Origin of the sequence: Desulfitobacterium dichloroeliminans LMG P-21439 (genome assembly GCF_000243135.2) — a bacterium.
In the GTDB taxonomy this organism is placed as follows: domain Bacteria; phylum Bacillota; class Desulfitobacteriia; order Desulfitobacteriales; family Desulfitobacteriaceae; genus Desulfitobacterium; species Desulfitobacterium dichloroeliminans.
On record NC_019903.1, the window covers coordinates 3,342,767 to 3,359,541 of the forward strand.

General features: G+C 47.1%; 13 protein-coding genes, 1 pseudogene and 1 riboswitch. Of the genes and pseudogenes, 2 read left to right on the top strand and 12 right to left on the bottom strand.

The features are described from left to right. Positions 1-64 precede the first annotated feature (64 nt). Together DESDI_RS15835 and DESDI_RS18495 are read left to right on the top strand one after the other, a co-directional pair. The gene (locus DESDI_RS15835) at positions 65-2,086 is read left to right on the top strand and encodes an oxidoreductase (protein WP_015263621.1); all 2,022 of its coding nucleotides are present in this window, start codon (positions 65-67) and stop codon (positions 2,084-2,086) included. A 28-nt stretch (positions 2,087-2,114) separates the two neighbouring features. Further along, a pseudogene (locus tag DESDI_RS18495) lies at positions 2,115-2,899 on the top strand (enoyl-CoA hydratase/isomerase family protein). An 87-nt stretch (positions 2,900-2,986) separates the two neighbouring features. Here the strand turns inward: DESDI_RS18495 and hcp are convergent. The 12 genes from hcp to DESDI_RS15900 all read right to left on the bottom strand — a co-directional run bounded on the left by hcp (position 2,987) and on the right by DESDI_RS15900 (position 16,774). Next, a complete protein-coding gene (gene hcp, locus DESDI_RS15845; RefSeq protein WP_015263623.1) occupies positions 2,987-4,636 on the bottom strand; it encodes a hydroxylamine reductase in 1,650 nt (549 codons plus the stop codon). Between the two features lie 287 nt (positions 4,637-4,923). Beyond that, positions 4,924-7,200 (bottom strand): xanthine dehydrogenase family protein molybdopterin-binding subunit, encoded by a 2,277-nt coding sequence (locus DESDI_RS15850; protein ID WP_015263624.1) that lies wholly within the window; start codon positions 7,198-7,200, stop codon positions 4,924-4,926. Beyond that, positions 7,201-7,650, bottom strand: a complete 450-nt coding sequence (locus tag DESDI_RS15855) for a (2Fe-2S)-binding protein (protein WP_015263625.1) — start codon at positions 7,648-7,650, stop codon at positions 7,201-7,203. Next, on the bottom strand, positions 7,635-8,474 hold the full coding sequence (locus DESDI_RS15860; RefSeq protein ID WP_015263626.1) for an FAD binding domain-containing protein: 840 nt from the start codon (positions 8,472-8,474) through the stop codon (positions 7,635-7,637). Before DESDI_RS15860 ends, DESDI_RS15855 begins: the two co-directional genes overlap by 16 nt. A gap of 1 nt (position 8,475) precedes the next feature. Further along, positions 8,476-9,327 carry a selenium-dependent molybdenum cofactor biosynthesis protein YqeB gene (gene yqeB, locus DESDI_RS15865; RefSeq protein ID WP_015263627.1) on the bottom strand — a complete coding sequence of 284 codons (852 nt, stop codon included), beginning with the start codon at positions 9,325-9,327 and terminating at the stop codon, positions 8,476-8,478. 106 nt (positions 9,328-9,433) lie between these two features. After that, positions 9,434-9,748 carry an XdhC family protein gene (locus DESDI_RS15870; protein WP_015263628.1) on the bottom strand — a complete coding sequence of 105 codons (315 nt, stop codon included), beginning with the start codon at positions 9,746-9,748 and terminating at the stop codon, positions 9,434-9,436. Then, on the bottom strand, positions 9,712-10,521 hold the full coding sequence (locus DESDI_RS15875) for an XdhC family protein (protein ID WP_015263629.1): 810 nt from the start codon (positions 10,519-10,521) through the stop codon (positions 9,712-9,714). The genes DESDI_RS15870 and DESDI_RS15875 overlap by 37 nt, the downstream gene beginning before the upstream one ends. A 72-nt stretch (positions 10,522-10,593) precedes the next feature. Continuing rightward, entirely contained in the window at positions 10,594-11,238 is a 645-nt protein-coding gene (locus DESDI_RS15880; RefSeq protein ID WP_015263630.1) for a nucleotidyltransferase family protein, read from the bottom strand. After that, positions 11,220-12,005: a selenium cofactor biosynthesis protein YqeC gene (gene yqeC / locus DESDI_RS15885; protein WP_015263631.1), complete on the bottom strand. Its 786-nt coding sequence runs from the start codon at positions 12,003-12,005 to the stop codon at positions 11,220-11,222. The genes DESDI_RS15880 and yqeC overlap by 19 nt, the downstream gene beginning before the upstream one ends. A gap of 336 nt (positions 12,006-12,341) precedes the next feature. Next, entirely contained in the window at positions 12,342-13,688 is a 1,347-nt protein-coding gene (locus DESDI_RS15890) for a nucleobase:cation symporter-2 family protein (protein WP_015263632.1), read from the bottom strand. A gap of 148 nt (positions 13,689-13,836) precedes the next feature. Then, a riboswitch (purine riboswitch) is annotated at positions 13,837-13,938 on the bottom strand. Between the two features lie 111 nt (positions 13,939-14,049). Further along, positions 14,050-14,445 carry a response regulator gene (locus DESDI_RS15895; RefSeq protein ID WP_015263633.1) on the bottom strand — a complete coding sequence of 132 codons (396 nt, stop codon included), beginning with the start codon at positions 14,443-14,445 and terminating at the stop codon, positions 14,050-14,052. Further along, a complete protein-coding gene (locus DESDI_RS15900) occupies positions 14,420-16,774 on the bottom strand; it encodes a PAS domain S-box protein (protein ID WP_242825414.1) in 2,355 nt (784 codons plus the stop codon). The genes DESDI_RS15895 and DESDI_RS15900 overlap by 26 nt, the downstream gene beginning before the upstream one ends. Position 16,775 lies beyond the last annotated feature (1 nt).

Sequence of the window (16,775 nt, forward strand, 5' to 3'; positions counted from 1 at the left end):
TGTGCTGTTTTCATGATATGCTGTTCTGTAATGAATGACCATTCATTTTTCGGAGGTGCTAAGAATGTTTAATGATGATCCGCTTTTCTCTCCGGTCACGATCGGAACAATGGAGCTAAAAAACCGCATAGTGATGCCAGCCATGCATCTTAATTACTGTCCGACAGGAGAAGTTACTGATCAGCTCATCGAATTCTATCGCGCGCGGGCCCGAGGTGGGGTGGGCTTAATTATCGTCGGTGGATGCGGAATTGATCGAGTCGGCAACAACATGGGAATGATTCAGTTGGATGACGATTGTTACCTTCCTAGGCTACAACAGCTTGTGGCAGCCATCCATAGTGAAGGAGCAAAGACCATCACCCAGCTCTATCAGGCAGGAAGGTATGCCTCCTCACGATTTACCGGCAACCAGCCCGTCGCCCCCTCACCCCTACCTTCTAAACTAACGCAAGAGATTCCTCACGAATTGACCGGGGAAGAAATTAAAGAAATGATTCAAAGTTTCGCCCAAGCTGCTGCCCGTACCCAGCAGGCGGGCTTTGATGGAGTGGAGATTCTTGCTGGGACCGGTTATTTAATCTCTGAATTTCTCTCTCCTTTGACGAACAAGAGGACGGATGAATACGGTGGCGACCTACCCAACCGCATGCGCTTTGCTTTAGAAGTTGTGGCAGCGATTCGAAAAGCCGTAGGCCCTGACTTCCCTTTGCTCGCTCGAATCGCAGGTCATGACTTTGTGCCAGGTGGACATACCAACACAGAGGCACGTCTTTTTGCTAAGGCCTTAGAGGAGGCTGGGGTGGACGCTATCAATGTGACGGGAGGCTGGCATGAGACCTTGGTTCCTCAAATTACCATGAATGTCCCCCCAGCAGCCTTCCGCTATTTGGCTCGGGGCATTAAAGAGGCTGTTTCTGTGCCGGTTATAGCCTCTAATCGTATAACCTCACCTCAGTTAGCTCGAGATATTCTTACTTCTGGGGATGCAGATCTGGTTGGGATGGCAAGGCCACTATTGGCGGATCCCTTTTTACCATTAAAAGCGCAAGGGTTCGATCCCTCACCCATTCGCCCCTGTGTGGGATGCAATCAGGGTTGTTTGGATCATGTCTTTCGAGGAACACCGGTAGCCTGCTTAGTGAATGCAGAAGCCGGACGAGAGACAGAGCCTAATGAAAAACCTGCCTCTTCACCTAAGAAGGTCCTTGTAGTTGGGGCCGGCCCTGCAGGATTAGAATTTGCTCGGGTGGCCAGTCTACGGGGTCATGATGTAACTGTTTGGGAAAAATCCAATCAGCTCGGAGGCCAGATCAATCTCGCCGGTGCGCCGCCCGATCGTCGGGACTTCCATCGCTTTACGGATTATCTGATTCAAGTCTGCGAGGCTCAAGGTGTCAAAATCTGTAGGGGCCAAGAAGCCACTGCGGAGAACCTTTTGGCGGGCATTGAAAAGGAAGGCTGGACCGACATTGCTATTGCCACCGGTGCTCTGCCGATGGATCCTCCCTTCCCCGTGATGGAAGATGCAGTCATTACCCAAGCTTGGGATGTACTAGCCGGAAAAGAGACGGGTCAGAACGTCGTTATCATCGGCGGTGGCTCGGTAGGGGTGGAAACCGCTCTTTACCTGGCTAACCAAGGGACCTTGGATGCGGAAACCCTCCGTTTTCTTATCATCAATCAAGCAGAAAGCATAGGGACTTTGACTAAGCTTCTTTGCCAAGGAAATAAGCGGGTCACTTTAGTGGAAATGACCAAGGGCGTCGGACGTGACCTGGGCTCGAGCACCCGCTGGGCGATGCTGGCCGATCTGAAGCGTTACCAGGTTAAGGTATTGACCCATACAATGGTCAAAGCCGTTGGTCCTGATGGCATCAGGGTCAAGAGCCCCGAGGGAGAAAGTCTGATCCCCGCTGATATGGTGGTCTCCGCTATTGGCTCGGTCGCTAATCAAAAGCTTTTGATGGATCTCCGAGATAAGCTCCCAGCTCAAGTGACCTTATATCCAATCGGCGATGTGATTAAGCCAGCTAAAGTGCTGGATGCCGTCCAATCTGCCTATGATGTGGCTCGGAAGCTGTAAATCATTAGAAGATGGGGGGTAGATCATTATGGGTCCATATATTGATTTCATAGTCGAGAAACAAGGTGCCCTCGCCATAGTCACCTTAAACCGACCGGACAAGGGGAACTCCTGGACCTTGGCAACTTATCAGGAGATGGAGAAAATCCAAGAAGAGCTGCACTATGATGAGGATGTGCGGGTCGTCATCTTCACCGGAGCAGGGGATAAATTTTTCTGTGCAGGTGCTGACCTAGCTCTACTAGCCATGCTTGACTCTCACTTTATTTCTCGAGATATCTATCGTTACCAAGGAATAAACACACGTTGGGATCGTTTTATTAAGCCTGTGATCATGGCGATCAATGGGATAACCGTGGAAGTGGCCTGGAGCTCGCCTTATGTGGTGATATTCGCATTGCCTCAAGTTCTTCGAGCTTTTCTATCAATGAAGTGAGAATCGGCCTTAATCCGGATATGGGCGGAACTCAGCGCTTGACACGGACTGTTGGACCCAGTCAGGCTAAACGTCTCATTTTTACTGCCGAAAAGATTAATGCTCAAGAGGCAGCTCGCATTGGACTCGTGGATATCGTCACCCCTCCCGAGGACTTAATGGCTGAAGCCATGAAGATGGCTGTGAAAATTGCCCGCATGCCACCCTATGCTATTCGTTTTGCTAAAAAAGCCATTAACTTAGCCGTTGATGCTCCTTTAGAAGTGGGTCTGATGTATGAAGAAGCCGGCTCTATCTTCTGCATGGGTACTGAAGATAAAAAAGAGGCCGTAGCCTCAATTCTTGAAAAGCGTGAACCAGAATTTCACGGGCGATAGATGGAATGAAAAAGAGCAGGAAGCCTTGGCTTCCTGCTTAAAATGCGGGATTGTATATGAGATGAGGGAGAGTTGCGATAGGGAATATTAGGCACCCATGAAGAGTTTGATGTCGTCTTCGACGGTATTGATACCGGCGATACCGAAGTTTTCAACGAGTACTTTTACTACATTAGGTGAGAGGAATCCAGGCAAGGTGGGTCCTAAGTGGATATCCTTCACACCTAGATAGAGCAGGGCTAGGAGTACAATAACTGCCTTTTGCTCATGCCAAGCAATATTGTAGGAGATAGGAAGCTTATTAACATCGTCAAGACCAAAGATCTCTTTGAGCTTGAGGGCTACTACAGCTAAGGAATAAGAGTCGTTACATTGTCCAGCGTCTAAGACTCTAGGAATACCACCGATATCTCCTAGGTCAAGCTTATTGTATTTGTATTTTGCACAACCGGCGGTAAGGATTACGGTATCTTTAGGAATAGCTTTAGCAAATTCTGTATAGTAATCACGGCTCTTCATCCGTCCATCACAGCCGGCCATAACGAAGAAACGCTTGAGGGCTCCGGATTTTACAGCTTCGACTACTTTATCAGCGACGGCAAAGATTTGATTATGAGCAAATCCACCGACGATTTCTCCTGTTTCAATTTCTGTAGGAGCAGGTAGTGTCTTAGCCAATTCAACGATTGCAGAGAAGTCTTTTGTTTTACCTTCTTCACGTGCAGGAATGTGTTTTACTCCTTCGTAACCCACAACACTGGTGGTGAAGAGACGGTTTTTATAAGAATCCTTAGGAGGTACTAAACAGTTGGTAGTGAGCAAGATTGCACCATTGAAGGAATCAAATTCTTTATCTTGTTTCCACCAAGCATTGCCGTAGTTACCTACGAAGTGATCATACTTCTTGAAAGCAGGATAATAGTGAGCAGGAAGCATTTCGCCATGAGTGTAAACATCCACCCCGGTACCCTCTGTTTGAATCAAGAGCTCTTCTAAGTCTTTGAGGTCGTGACCACTGATGAGGATTGCTGGGTTGTTACGGACTCCGATATTGACTTTGGTAAGTTCAGGGTGACCGTAGGTTGTGGTGTTGGCTTTGTCGAGAAGAGCCATGACATCCACCCCATATTTGCCTGTCTCGAGGACCAGGGCCACCAATTGATCTGCTGAGAGTGTGTCGTCAGTGGTTGCAGCTAAGCCTTTCATCATGAAGGCAAAGATACTGTTATCATCATATCCGAGTGCAAAAGCATGTTCAGCATAGGCTGCCATTCCTTTGAGCCCGTAGATAATCAATTCACGGAGGGAACGAACATCTTCGTTTTCAGTGGCTAAAATACCGACTTGGGCAGCTTTTTGATCGAATTCTACTGCAGAATCAGAAGTCCAAGTAGCTGAATCATGAAGGTTTGCAGGCAACACGCCGCCTGCTTCGAGAATATCTTGCTTTAAGCTTTCTCTAAGGGCTAGCCCTTCACGAACCCGAGCTACGAAACTAGCGTTATCAAAGTTAGCGTTGGTAATAGTAGCGAATAAGCTTTCCATGACAAACTTGTCTACGTCCTGACGAACAATTCCCAATTCACGAGCTTGCAGACTGTGAATAGCAATTCCCCTTAAGACATAAATCAGAAGGTCTTGTAAATTGGAAACATCAGCAGTCTTGCCACATACCCCTTTGATTGTACAGCCTGTACCTTTAGCGGTCTCTTGACATTGAAAACAGAACATACTCATTCTTTAAAATCCTCCCTATCCTATTTTTTATTAATTATGTTGTCGGCGATCAATTTCTGGTGTCGGAGATTGTTGTCCGCGCACCATCTGAAATTATCTTATCGCAAAGACAACCCTAATGCTGTGACCTCAGCTAGTTCTTACTGTGATAAAACTCACACTCAAAGCTTTGTGCAAAGAAATAAAAGTACATCTCAAGTCTGGTTTCCCAAACTATTTGAGATGTACTTTTTATTAGTTAAATTACTTTGCTTTTATAACGCTACAGAGCTGCTACAAAGCTGTAACTATCCCTGTCCGAGAAATACTTTTTCGGGTGTGATGGGTAGTTCTGCAACTCTGAAGCCGGTTGCATTAAATACAGCGTGGGCGATGGCTGGGGGTGGGGTGTTGGCGACGACTTCACCGATGGATTTGGCTCCGAAGGGTCCGGTGGGTTCGTAGCTTTCGACAAAGTGAACGCGAATATTACCTACGTCTTTGCGGGTGGGGATTTTATATTGCATAAAATCATTCGTGTGCATTTTTCCCTTGCTGTCATAGCGGACTTCTTCATAGAGTGCCATGCCAATACCTTGGACTAAGCCCCCTTCGGCTTGGATGCGAGCCAGCTTGGGGTTGATGACCGTACCGCAGTCGATGACGGCGACAAAATCTATGGGTTCCACTTTGCCCGTCAGAGGATCCACTTCTATCTCCGCAAACCCTACCATATAAGGGGGTGGCGAGACGGGGCTGCCATAAGTCGCGTGACCCACCAACTGATGGCGACCTGAGCCAAGTACATTGAGCTCAGCAATTTTCTCAAGGGTGATGCTTGTCTTGCCGTCCAAAGTGACCACTTCTTGCCCGTTAAATTCCACTTCAGCGGAATTCCTATCCATATACCGGGCACCCTGGGTGAGGATTTTCTCCTTTAACTCTTCGGCAGCTTGCACCACTGCCATGCCGGTCACATAAGTGGTGCTGGAAGCATAGGAACCGGGATCATAAGGGGATGTATCCGTATCTCCGGCATAGACAGCGATTTGATCCATGGTTGTCTCCAAAATTTCGGCTGCCATTTGACTGAGGATGGTATCGCTGCCTGTCCCCATGTCCGTAGAACCTATTAGGAGGTTATAGCTTCCCTCGTCATTTAAACGTATTTGGGCTGAAGCGGTATCGATCCCGGCGATTCCTGAGCCTTGTTGAGTCACCGCCATGCCGACGGCGCGAATTTTCCCATTGCTGAGAACCTGGCGTGGGTATTTTTGATCCCAACCGATAAGTTCCTTCCCTTTACGTATGCAATCCTTGAGGGTTGTACTCTTGATGACCTTGCCATTATAGACGAGAGAGGTTTCTCCCTCTTGGATCACGTTCTTCAAACGAAGTTCTGCTGGATCCATCTGAAGCTCGGCGGCCAGCTTATTGACCGCTGTTTCCAAGGCCATGGTCCCTTGGGTTGCGCCATAACCACGAAAAGCTCCACCTGGCTGCTTATTCGTATAGACCGCGGTTCCGGTGAAGCGAACAGCCTTGGTCTTGTTGTAAAGGGACATGGTCTTTTCGCCCACACAACCTAGGGTAGTGGAGGAGTGCTCACCATACGCTCCGCCATCGGAAAGAACCTCCAGATCGTAAGCACGAATCATGCCGTCCTTGTCCGCACCCAGACGCAGCTTCATTTTCATGGCGTGACGACTGGTCGAGCTGTTAAAGACTTCTGTACGATCATAGACGATGATGGAGGGCTTGCCGGTTTTCAGGGTGACAAGCGCCGAAAACACTTCGCAGCAACCGGTTTGTTTCGCTCCGAAGCCTCCGCCAATCCGGGGCTTTATCACACGCACACGACTGGCCGGTATGCTAAACGCCCGAGCTATTTGCCGGCGAATATGAAAGGGTACCTGGGTGGAGGAGGTAATCACTAGGCGATTGGCATGATCTAGGTAACTGGAGGCACGAAAGGTTTCCATCATGGCTTGAGATTGGGCTTGAGTATAGACCGTTTCCTCAACTACCACGTCACACTGCCTTAAGGCTTCTTCCATCTCTTCTCCCGCTTCGACTTTTTGATAGGAGATGATGTTGCGTTCTTTGGTCATGCCGATATCAAAATTCAAGTGTAAATTGTCTTCAGGATGAATGATGGAAGGATGATCGATCGCTTTTTCCGGATCTAACACTGGTTCCAAGACTTCATATTGGACCTTGATGCGCTTCAGGGCGTTGAGAGCCGTTCTCTCGTCGACGGCAGCCACAATCGCCACTTCATCCCCCACGTAACGAACGATTTCATCCAAAATCAAGCGATCATAGGGGGAGGGTTCCGGATAGGATTGACCCGCTAAGGTAAAACGAATCCCAGGCACATCTTGATAGGTAAAGACACATTCTACCCCTTCGAGGGCCTCTGCACGGCTGGTATCGATGGATTTGATGCGGGCAAAGGCATAAGGACTGCGAAGAATCTTAATCACAAGGGCATCCTTAGGTGCTAAATCCTCTGTATATACGGGACGTCCTGTGGCGATGGCCATGCCATCGATTTTGGGACTACCCTTTCCTACTATCTTCATTTAGGCCACCCCCAGGTATTTTTTGATGGCACGCAATTGGCCCATATAGCCGGTACATCGGCAGAGATTACCGGTTAAATAGTGGATAATCTCATCCTCGGTTGGGTTTGACAGCTCATTCTTCATAGCCAAGACGGTCATAATAAAGCCAGGACTGCAGAAGCCGCATTGCTCCGCTCCTTCTTCCACTAAGACCTTGGCAAAGGCTTCTGCCTCTTCCTTTACTCCTTCAATAGTGGTAATATTCTTCCCTTCGGCTCTCAAGGTGAGGTATGCACAGGATAGAGTAGGTTTCCCGTCAATCCAGACCGTGCACAATCCGCAACAGGTGGTATTACACCCTTTGCGAATGCTTAGCTGGCCATGGGCACGGAGGGTATCGGCGAGAAACTCGTCTTTTTTCCCTTGTAGGATTATTTTCTTACCATTAAGGGTTACTTCAATGTCCATGCTAACACCTCCTGAATCCCCTGCTTAACTAAGACTTTAGCTATCCCTTGGCGGTAGGTCGCTGATCCGCGGGCATTGGAGCCAAAGCTTAATTCTTGACTCATTTGATCGAGGATACCCTCAAGAACTTCATTTTTCTCTCCTGCAACCGTAAGGAGATCGAGCTTTGCTTGGGCATAGGCTTGAGTAAGCTGCGCAGAGGCTTTGCTCGCTAGCTTTGCCACTTGGGGTCGTGCGCCGACGATGATACGCCAATCTTCTCCTTTTTTAGCTACAGACGCGGTGAGCACGGGATAATCACTGGCTGAAATACGCAGGTTCTGATAAGAGGCGATCTGCGCTTGCTTAGGAATGATCACATGGGTTAAAATGTCTTTTTCGCGGGGTCTTGCTAGGAATTCCTCTAGGGGCAAGCGTCCCACCTTGACTAAATCCACTTCAGCATTCAAGGCTAAAAGTGCAGTGATTGGATCAGAAAAACCGTACTTAGAAAACACGGTGCCGCCGATAGTCACGCCATTGCGGAACTGAACGCCGATGATATTGCTCACGGCCTTGGGCAAAACTCCACAGAAAGATTCTTTCAATAAAGGATGGGTTTCGATCTGACGCAGGGTCGTCATCGCCCCTAGCCTAATGGTGTCATCTTCTTCCGTGATTTGGTCGAGATTTAATTTGGCTAAATCAATGCCGATCCCGATTCGTTTGGAACCCAGACGTAAAAAAGCGCAACCACCTAGGACAGTGTTGGTCCTTTGCTTGGTAAGTATTTGATACGCTTCTGTCAAGGTCTCAGGTTGTGCGATATCTCGTATAGTTAACACTTTATTTGCCCCCATTCATCCACTCTATAATGCCCAATAAAACAGAAGTTCCTAGGGTTCGAGCTTTATCGGAAACTGTCCAACAGTATTCTTCTATAAAACGGGGATCTATATCCCCGACTTTGATGCGAACATCACTACTTTCATCCATTACGATGGTGGTTCCCGAGCGTAGTAATCCTCGTACGACACCACTCAGATTCCCTTGAACCGGGGTCGCTTGCTCTCCTTGATGAATCAGTCCCAAGATATCTCCCGCTCGGACCTCTTCCCCAATTCTGCGCTTGGCTTCGAAGATGCCCGCCACCGGTGCATAAAGAACTCTTTCCTTGGTATAACCCATGACCGCTTCGGGAATACCTGTATTTGGTTCGCCGTAACCGGAATTGAGCAGGCGCCCTAAGTTATGACCGCGCATGGTTTCCAGCACCTTGTGTACATCTTTGCCGGCACAGAAACCCGGTCCCATGCCGATGGTTAGCGGTGCCCAGTCAATCGTTGTTCCTAGATTGCGTTTGGCCATAATAGCATCCACTAAAACATCGGGGCGAATCTGCGGAAGGTGCTTTAAGTCCGGATCAACAAGGATCGGAATTTTCCCTTGTTGCCAGACCCTCGGACATTCTAGAGGAGAATCGAGGTGAATTCCTTGGATTCCTTCGACCTCCCAAGATCCTTCGAGGATAGCCGTGCCAAAGCACACGGGCCAGCGTACCATTAAGGGTTGCGCTATCTCGGTCATGACCACTCGGAAGCCTGCTTTATGCAAAGCCCATCCCACTCCACTGGCTTGCTCCCCCGCTCCGCGAATGAGGACAATGGGTGAATCGGCTACATTTCTAGGAGTCATCATATCATTTACTCAACTCCTTTATTGCTTAACACGCTTATTCTGCTTCATGCTTCATGCTTCATCTAATTCATCCACTTCATCTGCTTCATCTAATGCATCAACACGATCAGGAACCTATGAGTGGTTCAAGAAAGATATCCATCTTTCCTCCGCAAACCATGCCCTCCTGTTCAGCAATTTCATGAGTTAAGTCCACTTGGATCAGAAGCGGTTCTTTCCTTTGTAGAGCGTTTAAGGCGTGACCACGGGCCTCAGCTTCCCCGCAACCCCCACCAATAGTACCGATAGTCCTTCCATCTTGGAAAAAGAGGACTTGAGCTCCTGCTTTCCTCGGGGTGGAACCTTTCGTGCTCACTATCGTGGCTAATACAGCTTTCTCTCCCTTTAATTGACTGATTGCGACAATGACTTTATGGTCCAAGTGGCATCCATCCTTCCATAGCGGTCGACCATAATCATCTCGGCCATGATGCTAATTGCTATTTCTTCTGGAGTTTGTGCACCTATATCTAAGCCAATCGGGGTATAGACCCGATCGAGGACCACTTGACTATAGCCATTTTCTCTTAGATTGCTCACAATCGTTGCTACTTTGCGGCGGCTGCCGATCATCCCCAAATAGGCTGCTTGAGGCTGCTTGAGCGCTTCTTCTAGGCAGGTTTGATCGTAGCGATGTCCGCGGGTCACGACGATGACATAGGTACTTTTATCGAAGGTTAATTCCTGAAGAGCACTGCGGAAATCTTGACAAATCACCTGATCCGCCTCAGGAAAACGTCCCTTATTGGCGAAGGAGGGACGATCATCGATGACGGTCACTTCATAATGCAGAAGCTTTCCCATCTGGACTAAGGGTAGGGCGATATGGCCTCCCCCCAGAATGATCAGCCGATGGGTAGGGGTAATCGGATCTAAAAATAGTTCAAGAGGAGAATCGCCTCGTTCCAAGGAAGGGTCACTCCCGATGAGCAGTCGCTCTGCTTCTCTCTGGCGAAGGACCTTCTGGATCGGTTCATGTAGCAAGGAAAGCAAGCCCTCCGGCAGCTCTCCGGCAAGAAGCTCTCCCTTGCTATTGACTAGAAATTTACTCCCACAGGGTAAATCCTTTGTCCCGCGTGTGATAACGGTCCCCAGAACACCACTTTCCTTCGTTTGGGTGAGAGTATTCATTTTTTGTATTAGGTCTGGATTCATTATCACACCACCTTCAGGCTCTCATCAAAGATAAGTTTAGCCCCCTCTTCGGGCCTTGGTAAAACATTTTTCCTAGCCATCCTCTTTAACAAATAAGTTGCTTTCCTGACTTAGCTTAGGGCGATGCTCTAGGTATTCGTTCATGGTATCGATGTCGAGAAGAAAGTCTTTTAGCACAGGAAAGGTTGTCCAGCGTTCCCGATAGCGATTCAGGACCTGCTTTCCGCCCTGTTCGCCTTGGAGATTCATTAATTCAGAGATATAACGCGAGTGAAAAAATACGGGAGAGCCAGTGACTTCTAATGCTTTAGGGACCAAGAAATCCGGTTCTTCTTCAATAAAAAAGCGAATCATCCGAGCTAGGGTCTGTTCATCCATTCCCACTTGGTCTCCGGGAATAAAGCAAACACCGGGCTCGACCTCGGAGTTATCTTTTAAACCGCAACGGATTGTCTCAGACAAGGGTTGCCCTGCGTACGATTGAATCCAGAAGTTGCTCTCTTCCCCAAGGCGATAGGCTGAGCAAGTTTGGGGAGCAATCACAAGAATCTCACAACACTCTTCCTGATGGGTGGCTCCTACAGAATGTTCTCGAATTGCCAATTGAAGGGTCCAGAGCACATGGCCAAGAAGGGTTGTATTTCCCCAGGGCAAAGACAGCTTATCCTGTCCCATACGCGAGGCCTTTCCGGCAGCCATTACCACAAATCGCAACATGTTAGGCTCCCTTTCTTGACATCTCCCTCCGCTAGGCGAAGGTGCCGAGGCCGGGTCCGACTAGGACGAGGGTTTAGCATTTCCCCTTCTAGCTTCTTAAGTAAGGCCTGGCCGGTTCCTTCGATAGAAGAGTGGGCAGATTTTTGGTCTTCGAAGATATTAAACAACACAATCCAAGACAGTTCTTGGTACTCAGAATAAAATGCTGGGGAATTTAAGATATAATCTGCAGCATTTTCAATAGTCCATAGTCCGCCGAGAAGTTCGGGACATAGCTCCGATCGGTGGATTTCCTCTTCGGTGAGTGTTCCCCCCCAAAGTCCTCCGGAGATTAGAAGGATGGCTACTTGACTTCTTAAGGGTATCTGAGGCTCATGCTGATTCCAGCATTTTAGTTTTCTCCCCCGCGCTCCATCTCCTTCAATGAGCCAAACCCCACTGTCCTTCGTTTGCCCATTCAGAGCTTGATCCACGACCTGCACCCTAGGTCCCAGCCATTTATTCTCTTCACCGTTCCTTTTGTACCAAAAGCAAGGTGTCTCGGTGTCTTGCGGAGGTGGAGCATCAGGATGCTCCCAGCTCTGCCAAAAGGAGCTGGACATAGGATAAACCTTGGTCGTCGTTGTGCCAATGACTCGTCGCCCTTGGGAGTAAATTTCTTGAGCTAAGGCTTGCAAGGCGGTGGTTTTTCCCCCTGCGCCGATAAAGACAATCACCTCAGCATAACCTGTCATCTCCCATAGGGTGACTGTTTTTTGTCTGAGCATTTTATCTTCACCTCGACCCGCCTAATTTATTAACCGTATCTATCTTTCATTAACCACTAGGGATAAGTTTCTCAGCGATAGATAATGGGGTTCTTTTCAATCGAAGCAAACCCCAGTATTCATTTTTATCATGGCAGAATCGCCCTATCGATGCAACCCATATTTCCATAATTCTCACGAAATGGGTGGAGATTTCTCCCCACCCACGCTTTCCTGCTATTCATAGCAGGAATATCCATAATAAATAAACGCATCAATGCACGTTTTAAGGCATTTTTTCAGTGTCCGGTGTCCCACATAGTGATTTCAATTTAGTAATTTTAATTCAGTGGTTTTCTATTTTGCTGTACTCGCCGCAACTTCGGGGGACTGTTCTTCCTTCTTTGCTCCGGAAGTAGGTCCATTGAAGAATGCATTAAGCAAAATTGCTGTAATGGAGCCTAAGGTAATTCCGCTGTGGAGGATAGTTTGGGTCCAAGCTGGGAAGAGGGAGAAAAAGTTTGGCGAAACCAAAGGAATGAGCCCAATGCCAATGCTAATAGCAACGATAAACAAATTATGATTATTGCTAAAATCCACTTTACTTAAAGTCTTGATCCCATTGGCTGCTACGATACCAAACATAGCAATACCAGCGCCACCAAGGACTGCACTGGGGACAGAGGCGACGACCGTAGCCACTTTAGGGAACAGTCCGAGCACAACTAATATCACACCGGAGCCAGCGACCACGAAACGGCTTTTGATCCCGGTGAGTCCTACCAGACCCACGTTTTGTGCAAAAGCGGTATAAGGGAAGGCGTTGAAGATTCCACCGAGCATAGTGGATAAGCCGTCCGCTCTTAAGCCGCGGGTTAAGTCATCTTCACTTATATCTTTACCGACAATTTCACCGATGGCGAGAAAATCCCCGGTCGATTCGACCATTACGACGAGCATCACGAGAATCATGGCAATGATTGCTCCCAACTCAAAGGTGGGTAGTCCAAAGTAAAAAGGTGTATCGATGCCGATCCAAGCGGCGTTGCCTACCCCAGTGAAGTTTACAAGCCCTAAGGGAACAGCCACAATCATTCCAACAACCAAACCAATGAGTACACTCACATTGGCAAGAAAACCTGTACAATATTTATTGACGAGCAGAATGGTCAAGAGTACGATACCTGCTACTCCTAAAAAGGTCAGAGAACCATAATTCGGGTTGCCTACCCCTCCGGCAGCCCAGTTGACACCCACTTGTAGGAGTGAAATGCCGATAATGGTAATGACACTTCCCGTGACGACCGGTGGAAAGAAGCGAATCAGTTTACTAAAAAAGGGTGCAATTAAGAGGGTAAATAATCCAGCAATAATGACTGCGCCAAAGATTCCTGTCATACCTTGATTCTGAGCAATCATGACCATAGGTGTTACGGCAGCAAAAGTAACCCCTTGAATAACGGGAATACGGATGCCGAATTTCCAGAAACCGATAGTTTGGATTAAAGTTGCAATACCACAAGTGAATAAGTCCGCATTAATAAGAAAAGCTGTTTGTTCTTTGGTTAATCCTGCTGCCCCCGCGATGATCAAAGGAACAGCTACTGCTCCGGCGTACATGGCGAGTACGTGCTGTAGTCCGTAAAGGAAAAGTTGCCCAAAAGGTAATACTTCGTCGACTGGATGCTTTGCTTGATTGGCCACAGGAATTTCCTCCTCTTTCTGATGCAGTTCTTTCTTTACATTTTGAGCTTAATAAAACTTAGCTTACCCTGAAAGCAAACAAAAACCAGGAAGAGTGTTTAACTCAAAAAATGAGTAAAACACTCCGCCTGGCTATAATGATGCGCAGTACGGCACAGTTTTTGCTCATAGTCAGGCCATTTACGGCAGCCTGGTAGAAACTTGCAGACCCTATCTCTGCGGATATATGAACAGTATGAAATTAGTACAGTCCTTATTGTAACTAAGACTTCTGCGAAGGTCAATAGCTTTTTTCGAACATTATCGGCAAAATATCATAAAAAGTTCGATATCTACCTTCACCCCTCGGGTAACTTCAAATTCATTGGATGACCCCCAATTGGAGCAATAGTTTATTTATTGCTTGGGTGTCGATGGGCTTGCCAAGGCAGCCCTCACAGCCGATGTCAAACGCTCTTTTGGTGTAGTCTGTTTCATCTAGGGCCGTAGTTAAAATGACTTTAACACGTTGATTACCTTTGACTTTCTTCTTAGCTTCATAATCCCGAATCGCTTTTAAAGCCTTAACCCCGTCCAGTTTAGGCATCATGATATCAAGAAAAATAATGTCGTAAGGTTTATTCTCTTGCATGGCCAGAGAATATGCTTCTAACGTTTCTAAACCATCGACCACCCGATCGACTTCACCGTATTGAGATAGAAATTGGGCCAAAAATAGATTGCTTGCTGTATCATCTTCTGCCACGAGTAGTTTCATTCCGCTTCCCCCCACTCAAATACTTGTATTCCAGCTCTAAACTGCATACATAATCCTTTGCTTCGTCAGGATTCCCCCGTCGAGCTGCTAGTTCCATTTTGAAGGCCAAAGTTTTCATTCGATCAGCATCTAGCACTGAACAGCGCTCCTTGATACGATGGGCAATATGTTCTAGCGCCACCACATCACCACTAGTCATGGCAATCTGCAATTTATTTAGATCAAAGGCCATTTCCATAAGCTCTCGGTCTCGGTTCAACCGCGACCAAGATGGAGTGCTTTTTTGGGTGCTTACCCCCTCATCGGTGATGCAAATATCCACCTCAAGATTTTGGCTTTCTGGCCCTGTGTTCTGGGCAACTACCTTATTCAGGGTCATGACCAATTCCTCCATCATGACGGGCTTGGGAATATACTCATCCATGCCCGAACTAAGGAATCTCTCTCGGTCTGCTTTTAAGGCATAGGCCGTCAAGGCAATGATAGGGGTATGATTTTTAGCACCCTCCATGTGCCTGATTCTTTTTGTAACCTCCATCCCGTCTAGCTTAGGCAACTGAATATCCAAAAGAATAACATCATAGGGATTCCTTTGATAAAGAGCTAGGGCTGCTTCCCCATCCATGGCAACATCCACATCATGCCCATGTTTTTTGAGCATTTCTGTAATCACTAGAGAGTTTACAAGATGATCTTCCGCAAGCAAAATCCGATAGGGTCCTAAGTCCCGTTCCTTTAAATTTTCGTTCGTTTGCTCCAAAGTCGGAATGAGAGAGGGCTTTCCAAAATGTTTAAACCTTAAGATAAAGCAAAAGGAGCTTCCTTTTCCTTTTTGACTCTCTAGCCAAATCCTCCCCCCCATCATTTCAACAAGTTTCTTAGATATTGCTAAACCTAAGCCGGTTCCTCCGTACTTGCGTGTAATGGAGCCATCTACTTGATTAAATTGCTTAAAGAGTTTGGCTTGGTCCGCTTTAGATATTCCAATTCCAGTATCCATGATAGTGAATTTGAATTCCCAGAAGTCCTTATCCGATTGTATGCATTTAAGGGAAAGAGAAACTTCACCTTGCTCAGTAAATTTGATAGCATTATTCAGCAGGTTATTGAGCACTTGCTTGATCCGACCGGGATCCCCTATCAGATTGTTTGGAATATTGGCTGGTAAAATAGTATTGAGGTCCAGTCCCCTCCGTTCAGCTTCCGGAGCATGGGTCTTGATCGTGTCTTCGATAACTTTCTTTAGGTTAAAGCACATCTCATCTATTGCTAATTTTCCCGCCTCAATTTTAGAAAAATCAAGAATGTCATTAATGATCTTAAAAAGAGAATAGGCCGAGCTCTTAACGACCCTTAGATTCTCTCTCTGGCTCTCATCTAAGGCGGTCAAAAGGGTTAAATCAATCATGCCAATGATGCCGTTAATGGGTGTGCGAATCTCGTGACTCATATTCGCTAGAAATTCACTTTTGGCTCGGTTGGCTGCTTCCGCCTTTTCTTTAGCCGAATGCAGCTCTTGCTCAACCTGCTTCCTCTTCACTTCGATCTCTCTGCGCTCGGTAATATCTCTAGCAATAGAAAGTAACATCTTTTGCCCGCTTCGTAACATGTATTGTGCTTTAACTTCCACGGGGATTTCTAAGCCCTTCTCCGTCAAAATTGCTCCTTCGAAGGGAAGATAGCTTTCTTCTAATTGGGTTTGAGAATGTTCATCGGCAAAATTGACCGGACTCTTGACTACAATAACTTCTCTGCCCTGATGAATGATCTCTTCCTTTGTTAGTCCGATAAGTTGAATGGCCATGGCATTGATTTCTTTGACACGGCCAATCTCGCCATTCTTCTTAACTTCATGGATAAAGATACAATCCGAGATTTTATCAAAAATCCCTCGGAACTTCTCTTCACTCTCTAGGAGAGCTACCGCTGTATTCTTCCTGTCCGAGATATCACGAATTATGCTGATGAGAACCCGTTTATCCCCTATAATTACACTTTTTGAATTTACTTCTGCGGGAAAACGGGTTCCGTCTTTGCGCATATGTACTGTCTTAAAAAAAATTCCCTCTGTGCGGGCCTTAAACATCTGTTCCCAGGCTAAAACCGGCTCCACCCGCAGCTGAAAAACAGTTAGAGCCAATAGTTCTTCTCGGGTATACCCATAGGCTTGGATTGCCGAGGTATTAGCATCCAAAATCAAGCCGCTTTCGTCGAAAAAGAAAATGATATCCTGAGCATTTTCAAAAAACACTTGATACCTCATACAGTTTTCTTCCACCCACAATTGCCGAGAAATCCGTTCTTCAGCCTCACTAAGCACCCTTTTCACC

Coding starts and splice junctions, on each gene's coding strand:
- DESDI_RS15835 (WP_015263621.1), top strand. CDS start 65: ATGTTTAATGATGATCCGCTTTTCTCTCCGGTCACGATCGGAACAATG.
- hcp (WP_015263623.1), bottom strand. CDS start 4,636: ATGAGTATGTTCTGTTTTCAATGTCAAGAGACCGCTAAAGGTACAGGC.
- DESDI_RS15850 (WP_015263624.1), bottom strand. CDS start 7,200: ATGAAGATAGTAGGAAAGGGTAGTCCCAAAATCGATGGCATGGCCATC.
- DESDI_RS15855 (WP_015263625.1), bottom strand. CDS start 7,650: ATGGACATTGAAGTAACCCTTAATGGTAAGAAAATAATCCTACAAGGG.
- yqeB (WP_015263627.1), bottom strand. CDS start 9,327: ATGATGACTCCTAGAAATGTAGCCGATTCACCCATTGTCCTCATTCGC.
- DESDI_RS15875 (WP_015263629.1), bottom strand. CDS start 10,521: ATGAATCCAGACCTAATACAAAAAATGAATACTCTCACCCAAACGAAG.
- DESDI_RS15880 (WP_015263630.1), bottom strand. CDS start 11,238: ATGTTGCGATTTGTGGTAATGGCTGCCGGAAAGGCCTCGCGTATGGGA.
- yqeC (WP_015263631.1), bottom strand. CDS start 12,005: ATGCTCAGACAAAAAACAGTCACCCTATGGGAGATGACAGGTTATGCT.
- DESDI_RS15895 (WP_015263633.1), bottom strand. CDS start 14,445: ATGAAACTACTCGTGGCAGAAGATGATACAGCAAGCAATCTATTTTTG.